The sequence below is a fragment of the Pseudomonas cerasi genome, assembly GCF_027983475.1.
Lineage (GTDB): Bacteria > Pseudomonadota > Gammaproteobacteria > Pseudomonadales > Pseudomonadaceae > Aquipseudomonas > Aquipseudomonas cerasi.
Genome location: NZ_JAQJVM010000002.1, coordinates 596,801 through 609,005 on the forward strand (window position 1 = coordinate 596,801; position 12,205 = coordinate 609,005).

Annotated in this window: 6 protein-coding genes and 1 pseudogene; 1 reads left to right on the forward strand and 6 read right to left on the reverse strand. The window is 62.0% G+C overall.

The window, feature by feature from the left end; genetic code table 11:
* Window positions 1-403: 403 nt before the first annotated feature.
* The 4 genes and pseudogenes from PI739_RS11810 to PI739_RS25080 all read right to left on the reverse strand — a co-directional run.
* A complete protein-coding gene (locus PI739_RS11810) occupies window positions 404-3,520 on the reverse strand; it encodes an autotransporter serine protease (RefSeq protein ID WP_271351846.1) in 3,117 nt (1,038 codons plus the stop codon).
* 90 nt (window positions 3,521-3,610) lie between these two features.
* A complete protein-coding gene (gene eprS / locus PI739_RS11815) occupies window positions 3,611-6,616 on the reverse strand; it encodes an autotransporter serine peptidase EprS (protein WP_271351847.1) in 3,006 nt (1,001 codons plus the stop codon).
* A 640-nt stretch (window positions 6,617-7,256) separates the two neighbouring features.
* Window positions 7,257-8,291 (reverse strand): methyl-accepting chemotaxis protein, encoded by a 1,035-nt coding sequence (locus PI739_RS11820; protein WP_404944150.1) that lies wholly within the window; start codon window positions 8,289-8,291, stop codon window positions 7,257-7,259.
* Between the two features lie 249 nt (window positions 8,292-8,540).
* Window positions 8,541-8,822, reverse strand: a pseudogene (locus PI739_RS25080) (PAS domain-containing protein); the annotation flags it as partial.
* Window positions 8,823-9,065: 243 nt separating this feature from the next.
* Between PI739_RS25080 and PI739_RS11825 the strand changes: the two are divergent.
* Window positions 9,066-9,413, forward strand: a complete 348-nt coding sequence (locus tag PI739_RS11825) for a topoisomerase DNA-binding C4 zinc finger domain-containing protein (RefSeq protein ID WP_054082171.1) — start codon at window positions 9,066-9,068, stop codon at window positions 9,411-9,413.
* A 32-nt stretch (window positions 9,414-9,445) separates the two neighbouring features.
* Here the strand turns inward: PI739_RS11825 and PI739_RS11830 are convergent, their stop codons facing one another.
* Together PI739_RS11830 and PI739_RS11835 are read right to left on the reverse strand one after the other, a co-directional pair.
* Entirely contained in the window at window positions 9,446-11,656 is a 2,211-nt protein-coding gene (locus PI739_RS11830; RefSeq protein WP_054082170.1) for a motility hub landmark protein FimV, read from the reverse strand.
* A gap of 95 nt (window positions 11,657-11,751) precedes the next feature.
* On the reverse strand, window positions 11,752-12,186 hold the full coding sequence (locus tag PI739_RS11835) for a MarR family transcriptional regulator (protein ID WP_003363288.1): 435 nt from the start codon (window positions 12,184-12,186) through the stop codon (window positions 11,752-11,754).
* Between the last annotated feature and the right edge of the window lie 19 nt (window positions 12,187-12,205).

Below are 12,205 nucleotides of genomic sequence, written 5' to 3' on the forward strand. Positions count from 1 at the left end.
GGCCAGAATTTCCGCGCAGTCTGTATACGAGCCTTGGCAAGCCCGGAGAGCAGGCTTCTACCCCTCAAAATAGGGAGTTTTGGGAAGAAGTTACGACGGTTGCGAAGCGGCCCTGAAAAGGTCACCTCGGTTGTGCCTGATGTACCGCATGCACAGGTTTTTCTGCCGGTTCCCGGCATATCGCGAGCAATGCGGATCGCCGCCCCGGTTGCTCCCACGCCCTGCGGGCAGAAGCTTGGACTTATGAGTGATCCAGCATTCGCGTGATGGCTTGGATGTGACGCAGAGCGTCACGAGGTGCGTGCCAACGCGGAGCATTGTCACGATAGTCATACGGTACGTATGGGCACGATAGGTATTACCGAGTGCCTGCGGGGCTACTGCACCCCGCAGGCATCCCACATCAGAACTGCCAATCCAGCGACAGCCCCACACCGTGGGTTTTATCCCGCGCACCGAGCAAGCCGTTGTAGTCCAGGTTGATGCGTGCGTCCCTGCCCAAGGCCAGGCTGGCGCGGGCACCGACTACGGCGGCGTCGCGGTCCATTGAGACGCTTTGCACGTTGAAGCTGTTGCCGGCGCTGGCGAAGGCCAGGTGTTGTTCGGACGAGGTGTCGCTCAGGTTGTGCTGCCAGCCGAGGGTGGCGGAGACGTCGAGTTTTTGTGTGTCGTTGAGGTTGAAGCGGTTGCCGGCGCGCATGCCCAGGGTCGAGAGCACGGTGTCGCGGGTGTCGTCGCTGCCTTTGAGGGCCGTGGCGCCGCCTTTTTCGGTGAAGCTGTCGCTGTCGAAGTGGACGTAAGCCAGGTTGGCGAATGGCTCCAGTGCCAGCGGTTGCAGGTTCAGGCGGTAGGCGGCTTCGGTGAAGACCTGGCTCGACTGGGCGTCACGCTTGACCTTCTGACGGTCGGAAAACGCGCCGAATTGCAGATCGCGTTTCACGTCGATGCGGTGCCAGCTGTGCGACGCGCCTGCGGTCAGGCGCAGTGCGCCCTGTTCGTGGCCGATGTAGGCGCCCAGGTGGTAGCTGTCTGCCGAGGCCCGCGAGTGGGTGTCGTCGCCCAGGCTCAGCGAGGTGTCGCTGTAACCTGCCATCGCGCCCAGACGGGTGTGTTCGCTGATCAGGCCGTCGACGCCTGCCAGCAGGCCGCCCAGCGATGAGGTCGAGCTGGCGCTGTCACTGCTGCCGCTGTTTTTGCCCCAGGCACCCAGCGCTTTGACCCACACCGAGTTATCTTCAGTGCCCGCTGCTGGCTGGTCGTACAGCCCTTCGACGCGCAGGCGATCACCCACGGCGTCGCGCAGTTGGCGGCTGTCGTTGATCAATTGCGTGGCGATGGCCGGGTGCACTTCGCCGGACAGTTGGGTGAATGCGCGGCGGGCGCTGGCAGTGTCCTGGCTGAGGATGATGCTCTCATAGACGGAGTTGCCCGCACTCAGTTGCTCAATGGCCTGGGCCACGCTGCGTTGATTGGACGTTTGCGCCGCGCTGGCGAAGCTGTCGCCGTTACGCTCAAGGGCCAGTGTCACGCCTGTACCGGTGTAAGCCAGGTTGCCGTCGAGGAATGCGTAGTTATCCGTCACCGAGCCAAACTGACCCTGAATGCCGCCAGCCGCTTGCAGTACGTTGAACTGCTGACCCAGAACGCTGCGGGTCTGGTTGCTGCTGAGCAGTGCTGCGTTGTCGTTTTCCAGGGACAGGGCCATGTTGGCGCCGCTTACGGTCGCGGTGCCGCCGACCACGATGCGGTCGCTGGCAGTGGGCGAGAATTCAACCGCGTAGGTCGAGCCCGGTGTCAGGTTGAGGTTGCCCGCCACTTGCAGGGTGCCGATGGAGTTGCCCGGTGCAATTGTGCCGCCACGGTTGGCGGTCAGCGACGCGACGCTACCGTTGCCACCCAGAATGCCGCCATTGTTGACGGTGACCGCAGAGGCCAGCGAGCCGTTGATGGCCAGGCGTCCTTGATTGACCAGCGTAGGGCCGCTGTAGCTGTTGGCCCCGCTCAACACCAGGGTGCCGATGCCTTGTTTGGTCAGGCCGCCGTGGCCGGAGATGTTGTTGCTCCACACATCCAGCCCGCATTGCGGCCCGGTGCAGGTGCGCTGCGTCGGTTTGCCGGCATCGACGATCGCACCGACGCCAGGCAGGTCAGCCACGAACTGGCTGTCGCCGTAGGCGCCGTCGATACGAAACTCGGCAGGAATATCTGCCTCGGTCACGAACATGCTCGGGCCGTTGATAGCCTTGCCGAGGTTGATCATGCCCCAGCCGTATAGCGCGTCGACGCCCGGTGCGCCAAGGTCGGTGGCGGTGGTCTTCAGCACGTCGGCAACCTGCGCGCCGGTCATGTACGGGAAGCGCTCCATCAGCACAGCCATACTGCCTGCGACGTGAGGTGCGGCCATTGAGGTGCCGTTCTTGTTGGCCCAGCCGACGGTCAGGTCTGCAAGGCTGGTGCCGTTAAGGACCGAGCTGTAGATGCGCGTGCCCGGCGCCGAGACGCAGAAGCTGGCGGTGTAGCCGCAGCGCGACGAGAAGGTGCTCAGCGTGTAGGGCGTGGTGGCGGCCGCTGCGGCATCCGGGTTTTGTTGCAGGGCGGCGACGGTCAGCCAGTTGGGGGCGATCTCCGGTACGAAATAGCCGAGCCCGGCCATTGCGTCGGGGTTGTTGAGGTTGTAGTCGTTGCCTGCGGCGAAGATGGTCACCACGCCGCTGCGTGCCGCGTCGATGGCCCCCTGATACGCGCCACCCGGACGCGTGCCGAGGATCTGGCGGATCTGGTCGAACTGCACTTGTGCGTCCTGCACGGTGAAGTGCGGGAACGCCGGATCGCGACCGCCCTTGCTGAAACGGTCGGTAATGCCGATGCCCCAGCTGTTGTTGATGACCCGCGCGCCGCTGTTGACCAGCGCGTTCCAGCCAGCCTGATACACCGCGCCGTCGTTGCCCAGCACGATGCCGTCTTCCGGGCCCGGGTCGCCGTTGTCGGCGCTGATGATTTGCGCGTTGTAAGCCACGCCGTGCATCGGACCGCCATCGCGATTGCCACCGGCGATGCCGCCGACGTGGGTGCCGTGGTTACCGAGTTTGCCGCCGGAGTCCAGGCTCGGTGCGCCGTCGTAACGGAAAGCGTCGCCCGCCTTCACCGGGATATACGGGTCGGTGTATTCGCGGATGCCGCTGGTGACCAGATTGACCACCTTGTTGGGGCTGTCGAATTCCGGATGCGGGGCATAGACCGGCTGGTCGAAGATGCCCAGTTTGATGTCCTTGCCCGAGTAGCCTGCAGCGTAGGCCTGATCAGCATTGATCGCGCCAAGGCCCCAGTCGGCATTGAATTCGGCACTGCGCCAGCTGGCCGCATTGCCCGCCTGCCCTGCTTCCACATACGGTGCGGCATGCGCCACGCCCAGTGTCGCCAGGTAGCAGGCGAGCGCGCCGCAGGAGGCGCGATTGATCGCCCGAATGGCGTGGCCCAGGGGTTTGACAGAGGTGTGTCGGGTGTTGAATGCATCTTTCATCAAGCTACCGTCCTTAGTTAACGCGCACGAATCTCCGCGCGCATGCATTTGCATGCGCGTCGTTCTTTTGGTTTTAGGGTTGCGTACTGCTTAGAACTGCCAGTTCAGACTCAGGCCCACACCGTGACTTTTCTCACGACTGGCCAGTTGGCCGCTGTAATCGAGGCTGATCCTCGCTTCCTTGCTCAACGCCAGACTGGCATGAGCACCGACCAGCGCGGCGTCACGCACCAGCGGCGAGCTTTCGATAGCGAAGCTGCCGCCACCGGAGGCAAACGCCAGATGCTGTTCGGAATCGGTGTTGCTCAGGTTGTGCTGCCAGCCGAGGCTGCCGGACAGGTCGACCTTCTGGCGGTCGCTGATTGCGATGCTCTTCAGGGCACGCAGGCCCAGAGTACTGAGTACCGCATCACGGTTGTCGCTACCGGCAGACAGCGCTGCAGCGTCGCCCTTCTCGGTGAAGCCATCGGTGTTCAGGTGGACATAGGCCAGATTGGCGAACGGCTCAAGCGTCGCGGGTTGCAGGTGAATGCGATACGCCGCCTCGGTGAACACTTGGGTGCTCTGTGCATCGTGTTTGGTTTTCTCCTTGCCCGCTGTGCCGCCGACCTGCACGTCGCGTTGCGCATCGATGCGATGCCAGCTGTGTGCGGCGCCGAGGGTCAGGCGCAGTGCGCCGATTTCATGGCCGAGGTACGCGCCCAGATGGTAGCTGTCCACCGAAGCCCGGGAATGCGTGCCGGAGCCCATATTCAACGAGCTGTCGCTGTAGCCTGCGACGGCGCCCAGACGGGTGTCATCGGCAAGGTTGCCATCGACACCGGCGAGCAGCCCGCCTATCGAGGAGGTGTAACCGGCGGTGTCGTCGCGCGAGTCGGTCTTGCCCCATGCGCCCAGGGCTTTGAGCCAGACGTTATCTTGTGCGGCAGTGTTGCCATCGGTGCCGAACACGCTGGCGCCCAGGCGCTCACCCACCGCATCGCGGACCTGACGGCTGTCGTTGATCAGCATGCTGCCGATAGCCGGGTAAATTTCGCCGGACAATTGCTGGAAGCTATCGCGTGCGAAGGCAGCGCTCTGGGTAAGCAGCAGGTTTTCGTACAACGCGTTACCGGCGCCGAGTTGTTCGGCGGCAGTCGCCACGGCAGCCTGATTAGGGGTTTGCGCAACGCTGTTGAAAGCGGCGGTTTGCTCGACGTTCAGTGCCACGCCGGTGGCTGAGTAGTCGAGTCGGCCACCGAGGAAGGCGTAGTTGGAAGAGACGCTGCCAAACTGGCCGTTGATACCGTTGGCGGCTTGCAGCACGTTGTACTGGCGACCTACCACGCTTTGGATCGGCGCAGAACTCAAGGCCACTGGCGTTGTATTCTCCAGAGCCAGCGTCATGTTCGCGCCTGACACGGTAGCGCTGCCAGTGGCGACGATGCGGTCACTGGCGGTCGGTGAAAGCTCCACGGCGTAGGTCGAACCCGGCTCTAGGGTCACATCACCATTGACCTGCAATGTACCGATGGAATTGCCCGGCGCGACGATACCGCCGTTGCGCGCTGTCAGCCCGCCGATCTGGCCATTGCCGCCCAGTGTGCCGCCGGCATTGACCTGCACGGCTGACACCAGCGACCCATTGACCGACAGCACGCCGCCATTGACCAGCGTGTCACCGCGATAGGTGTTGGCGCCGTCGAGAATCAGGCGGCCTGCGCCGGATTTGATCAGGCTGCCCTGATACTGGCGTTGCGCAGCAGCAGCGGCGCGAGCGGTGCCGGTGGCGTAATCGGTCTGATCCTGCTGGCTGGCGGTGCCGGCAACGCCGTTCTGCCAGCCTCTGCTGATCAGGGTTTGCTGCCAGGTGGCCTGCTCGGCGCTGTCCTCGGCCTGACGCTGGATCAGCGCCTGATCGGAAATATCGTTGCTCCACACATCAGTCAAACCTGCGCCCAGATTGGCATCGAAGGTGCCGAGCAATTGGCCGGGGCCGCGCATCGCCCGTTCCAGATTCGCCACACCCCAGCCGACGCTATTGGTCGGTGCCTGGGTGATCGAACCGTCGAGCTGGGTGGCGGTGGTCAGCAGCACTTGCAGCGCCTGCTCGTTGTTCATGTACGGGAAGCGCTCCATCACCAGCGCCAGCGCGCCAGTGGCATGCGGCGCGGACATGGAAGTGCCGGATTTAATGCCGTAGCCACCGCCCGGCACGGTGCTGTTGACCAGCCGACCGGGCATGGTGATGCACCAGTATTTGGACAGGCCGCACTGGTTGTAGCGTTGACCGTTGCTGCTGTCGAGGCCCGACACGGCCAGCCAGTGGCCTTCGAGGTCCGGCTCGAAATACGGCAGCGACGCCCGCACGCTGGCATTGGCGTAACCGCTGTTGCCGGCGCTGAACACGTTGATCACACCCTTGCGCGAGACATTCGCCGCTTCGTCCAGCCAGGTGCCGCGGTTGTAGTGCTGTGCGTAGGCAGCGCGCACGCCTGCTTCGGTGGCGTAGGTCACGTCGGCCGGCTGGCTTCCCCAGCTGTTGTTGATGGCGCGCACGCCGGCATCCGCCAAGGCGCCGTACACCGCCTTGAAATACTGCGGGTCGGGGTTGGGGCCGAACAGGAAGCTGTCATTCTGGTTGGTGTTGCCGACGTAGATCTGAGCGTTATACGCCACGCCGTGCATGCCGACGCCATCGCGCGCCGCGCCCATGGTGCCGGTGACGTGCGTGCCGTGGGTGTCGTTGTTCGGGTTGATGGCACCGGTGATGCTGAACGGCGAGCCGTCAACGTAAGTACCCGTAGCGGTGACTGCGTGGTAGCGGGATGGCGTGGCTTCCGGGTGGGACGGGTCGAAACCCGAGTCCAGCGCACCGATCTTGACGCCGGCCCCGGTGATGCCAGCGGCGTAAGCCTGATCAGCCTGGATACGGCCCAGCCCCCAATCGCTTTGGAATTCTGCCGACCGCCAACTGGCCGCGTCTCCCGGCTTGCCCTGTTCGACATAGTCAGCATAAGCCGAGCAGCCAAACGTAAAAGACAGCGCACAAAGCGCGCCTGTTGCTACAGGCTTGAACGAATAACGGACAACACCCACGCACTTCGACTTTTGCATCCCTGCACACCTGATACTGGTTGGCTCTTGATTGAGCGATTCCAGAACATAGTCTGCAGTTATGCACTTGGCAACAGATTTATTTCAATTCTGATACAAGTTTAAGTACATAAGGATAATGCATTACTGGATATATAGTTCAGTGATATCCGTTTGAATGTATTGAGTTTTTTTTGATATGGAGGTAATTGAATTGAGTAGTGGCAATTTAATTGCACGCTCTCCACTTTTTCTAGTTTTCCAGCCCATATCTTCAACAACTTCAGTTAAGCGCCTTATTTATTCGGATATACCAATAATTGTCCGACAATAATTGATAATCACCCAAATGGAGTCTGCGTTACGGCAAACAGATGACGCGGAGCGTCATGAACTGCATGCCCACGCGGAGCGATGGGCACGATAGGTGGTGGGGTTGGGTTTTGCGTAAACGCACGCAGCCGCAATACCCCCGACTCTCGTTACCAGGCTGCGCGTGGTAATGCCGCTCAGGACGCTCTGTGTCCAATCCAGAGAGTGCGGAACAGCGCAAGATTCCGGGGTCTGCGATCAGCGTACATGGCCAAATCCAACGCAGATCATCGTTACCACGCTCCGCGTGGTAATGCCGTTCCGGACGCTCTGCGTCCTCTGCGCATGCTTAGCGACTGAACCGCTCGGCCAGGCTGTGCAGGTAATGCGCCATTTCTTCCAGCTCGCTGCTGATCTGCGAGCCTTGCTGCGCCTGGCTGGCACTTTCATCGCAGAGTTGCGCGATGCGGGTGATTTGCTGGCTGATGGTTTCCGCAACGTGGCTCTGTTCTTCAGACGCCGACGCCATCTGCTGGCTCATGCCGGTAATGCGGGTCACCGACTGGCTGATGCCATCCAGCGCCTTCTGCACGGCTTCAACACTGGCGACACTCTCCTGAGAGATCTGCTCGCCCTTGCTGGCGGTCTGTACCGCTCGATCGGCGCCATCGCGCAGCGAGGTGATGATTTGCTGGATCTGCTCAGTCGACGACTGCGTGCGAGACGCCAGTGAGCGCACCTCATCAGCCACCACTGCAAAACCACGTCCCTGTTCACCGGCACGCGCCGCTTCGATGGCCGCGTTGAGCGCCAGTAAATTGGTTTGCTGAGCGATCGAGGTGATCACATCGACCACACTGCCGATCGATTGGGTCGCGTCAGCCAGTTCCCCCACAGCGTTGCCAATGTCGGTCACCGAGGTGGCCATGTGTCGAATCGCCAACAGGCTTTCATCGGCCAGACCACGCCCCTGCTGTGCCAGCTTGTCGGCTTCTTCGGCAGCATGGGCAGTGTTCTGCACGTTGTGGGTGACTTCCTGAATGGTCGCCGCCATCTGATTGATGGCCGTGGCTGACTGATCGGCCTCACTGCGCTGCTGATCCAGCGACTCGGCCTGGCGCAGGGACAATTGCGCTGACCGCCCGGCATGCTGGCGCACGCTTTCCCCGGTATCCGCCAGACGCGTCAGGGCCGTTTGCAGGCGCGCCTCTTCGCTGAGCATGGCCAGGTCGAGCTGCGCCTGCGGGCCGCGATTGTCGCTGTAGGTCAACGCAATCAGTGCACTGGTGAAGGCCTTGGGGTGTTCTTCAAGGGTTTTGCGGATGCTGCTGCGCTGGCGCACTTCAAGAAAAACGCCCAGCACAACCATCACAATCGGGATCATGATGATCGACGGCAAATCGTCGAGCAGGTAGACACCCACAGCCAGCGCAAGCGCGCAGAGGATCATCGGTAACTGACGAATCAGGTGATAGGTCGCTGAGCTGCTGGCGGAAACTGCCGACTTGCCCGCCCGCAACCGCGCATACAGCGCTTCGGCGCGCCGCACCTGATCGCGGGTCGGCAGCGAGCGCACCGACTCGTACCCGATGATCCGGCCGTTTTCGTACACCGCCGTCACATAAGCGCTGACCCAGTAGTAATCGCCCTGCTTGGAGCGGTTCTTGACCACGCCCATCCACGGCTTGCCCTGCTTGATGGTTTCCCACATATGCGCAAACACCGAGGCTGGCATGTCCGGGTGGCGCACGAGGTTATGCGGCTGCCCGACCAGCTCTTCGCGAGTGAAGCCGCTCAGCGTGACGAAGGCGTCGTTGCAATAAGTAATGTGGCTGTTGAGGTCGGTGGTGGAAATGAGGCGTTCAGAGGCAGGGAAAGTCCGTTCAGTCTGCGTGATAGGCATGTTGACGCGCATTGATAATCGCTCCGTGATGATGCTGATACTCCGGGCAGCTGTTGAAGGTGTAGCACTGCCTTTCAAAGTGACAACCGATCGTCATGATGCACTGTTATCGCCCACACGACTCAGGGATTTAACAGCTAGCGGGAATACGCTGTTCAAGAAACGTCAGGCATGGTGGCGAAATCAAGTGTTTGCGCCACGACGAGGATGCCTGCACCATGCTGCCCTGATCGCGACCCGACCCAAGGCACTCCAATGGCACGCAACGCAGCCTCTGCGCTGAACGCACTGATCAAGACACTGCGCGAGTTATTGAGCCGGGTTGCAGGAGGCACGCCGCAGCGACAGCACCCGGAGCCCGCTGCGCCTGAAGCGCTCCCGCCTGAACCGCAAGTGCCTGTCAAAACCCGCCGTGCCAAACCCGGCAAACAGCCCCGCACACCTGCGCCGCCAACACCCACGGCAAAGCCGGCGGCGCCTGCGTGTCCGCATTGCCGGAAAACCATGGTGATCAAGGTGGCCCGCACCGGCAAGAACGCCGGAGAATTCTGGGGTTGTGTGGCCTATCCGAAATGTCGGGGGATCCGACCGATCTTTCGCTAAACGCCAGACCGGTCGCGCCTCGACAGCGTCGCTCAGGTAATGCTGGCCAGCAGCTCGCGCGCCATGCGCTGATGCTCTTCGTCGGACTCGTCAATGACTTGCTGGAGGATTTCACGGGCCGATTCGAGATCGCCGTCCTCAATCAGCACCTGCGCCTGATTGATCTGGCTGAGGGGCGGTTCTTCCAGATCCAGCAGGTCGAAATCGGCGTCATCGTTCATGAAGCTGTCGAGGAAATCGTCGCTCAGGCCGTCGGCGGCAGAAGGCGCAATGACCTCGACAGGCTCCACGATTTCGGGCTCGGAAAAATCACTGAGGAACTGTTCGTCCGAGAGTTCGAAGACTTCCGGCAGCTGGGTCAGGTCCGATGAAAAACCGGGGTCGACTTCAGCGGGCGCTGGCGCAGCGGCAGGCTTGGCACGCGGCGGCGGGCTGTCGAACGGGTCGACCAGATCCCAGTCGGCGTCCATCGACAGGTCATCCAGGTTCAACTGAAACTCGTCGGTATGCTGTGGATTCAGCGCCGCAGCAGCGCTTTCATCCAGCTGCGCGGCGGGTTTTGGCTCAGGCTCGGGCTGCAGGTAGAGCGCAGGCTCGGGTTCGGATTTGTCGAACGACAATGTGCTGGCCGCCACTGTGACAGCCGGGACGACCGCCGCCACGGGAGCGACCTCGGCAGCCTTGAGCTGTGGGAAGCGATCACGAATATCCTGAATGGTCTGCGGGTCGACACCATGCTCCAGCGCGGCCTGTTCTTCGCGAACGAAACCGCTGCCATCGCCCTGCTCCGCCAGCAACTCCAGCAGGCGGATGCGAATGTCATCACGCTCGGGCTGGGTTTCCAGGGCGCTGCGCAGAATGCCCATCGCCTCGGTGAAGCGTCCGTAGGCGATGTAAATGCTCACGCCATCCAGCGCATCCGGAGCAGAGCCTGGCGAGCGTTGCGCTGGCGACGGTTTGGCCGGTGCCGGTGACGGGGTCTGCACCACGGGTTGCGGCGCCACCGCAGGAACTTCGAACACAGGAAGCATGGCGGCCTGCGCGGGCTTGATCAACGGGTCATCCGGGGTAACGGCGGGCGCTGCTGAGTCCTTGCGCTGCTGACGTCGTTTCGAATAAGCAAACGCCACCAGCAGAAGCACGATCAATACGGCAGCGAGCAGTATCGGCAGGCTCAGGAATGAGTCGTCACCCGATGCAGCAACAGGCTGAGCAGGAGTGGCCGGCGCAGCCGCAGGTGTTGCGGGTGCAGGCGTGGCTGTTGCAGGTGCAGATGGCGTGGCAGCGGATTGCGCGGCGGCCAGATCGCTGCGCAAGGCGATGATCTGTTTGTCCTTGCCGCTCATCTGCTCTTGCAGTTCCTGAGTCTGAGCCTTGAGCGCCTCCAGCGACTGAGCCAATTGCTGGTTTTCGATGGCCGCAGCTGACAACTGCTCGGCGGTACGCTGCAATTCAGCAGGTTTTGGCGACGGCGCAGCAGCGCTTGCGGCAGGCGCTGCGGCGGTTGGCAATACGGCTGCGTCCGGCAGCAACAGGTCCTGACCGACTTTAAGCGCAGAACCGGCGCCTGCGGCAAATACCTGTGGGTTGAGCGAACGAATACCGTCCGCCAGCTGGCTTGCCGACACCTTATTGCCCGGCCCCTGCAAGCGGCTGGCGATACCATTGAGCGTGTCGCCACTGGCGACCGTATAGTGTTTGCCCTGCACGGCCGCCGGTGGCGCGATCGGCATGCGGCTTTCCGAAGCGGAGGTGGCCGAGCGCTGCTGGTTGCGACTGCGCGTGGCGGCCAGACCTTGTGCCGAAGTGGCAGGATCAAGCAACACCGTATACTCGTGCAGCAAATCGCCATTCGGCCGCGCCAACTGGACGAGAAAACTCAAGTAGGGTTCGGTAACCGGCTTGCTGGAAACCACCCGGATCACGCCGCGGTCACCGCGCAGTACCGGCGTGAAGCGCAGGTCATTGAGAAAGAACACACGTTCTATACCCGCCTTGGCGAACGCTTCAGGCGATGCGAGCCGGGCGATCACGTCTTCATTGCTCAGACCGCCGGTTTCCAGCAACTGGATCTCGGCATTCAATGGCTGGTTGAGCGCCGAGTGCAAGGTGATTTCACCCAGGCCCAACGCAGACGCCAGCGTAGAGCAGGTCAGCAACGAGACCGCCAGCACGCCCTTGCCCAACGCCATGCGCGCCCTGCGACCTGCACCTTCGACAGCAGCCAGTGAACTCTTCAGCATGCGAACCCTTATGGAAACCACGGCAGGCTTCTCACGTAATCAGATGGACGTCAGTATCCGTTGAACGATTATGGTTGAGAATGCGCAGCTTCGTCTCAGGATCTTTCCAGATTGGCGAGAATCTGCGAATGCACGCGCATGCTGACGCGCAAATCCTCTTCGCTCACGCCCTCGAACAGCTCGATGCGCAAGACATTGGCGATGTTTTCAATTTTTTCGATCAGGGGCAATGCCGTGTCACTGAGCAGGATCTTCTTCGCACGTCGATCCTCGAGCACCGCCTGACGCTGAACCAGGCCCTGCTTTTCAAGACTGTCGAGCAAACGCGCCAGGGTGGGGCCTTCTACGCCTACACTTTGCGCCAGCTCGCGCTGGGTGGGCGGCTCGGTGAAGCGCGCGAGGTGCAGCAGGACCAGCCAGCGAGCCTGAGACAGGCCAAGATCGGCCAGCCTGCGATCTAGCTCGGCACGCCAGCCTCGCGTGAGGTGTCCGAGTTGCATCCCGAAACGATGTTCATCAGTCATTGGCATAAGGAAACTCGTGATTCAA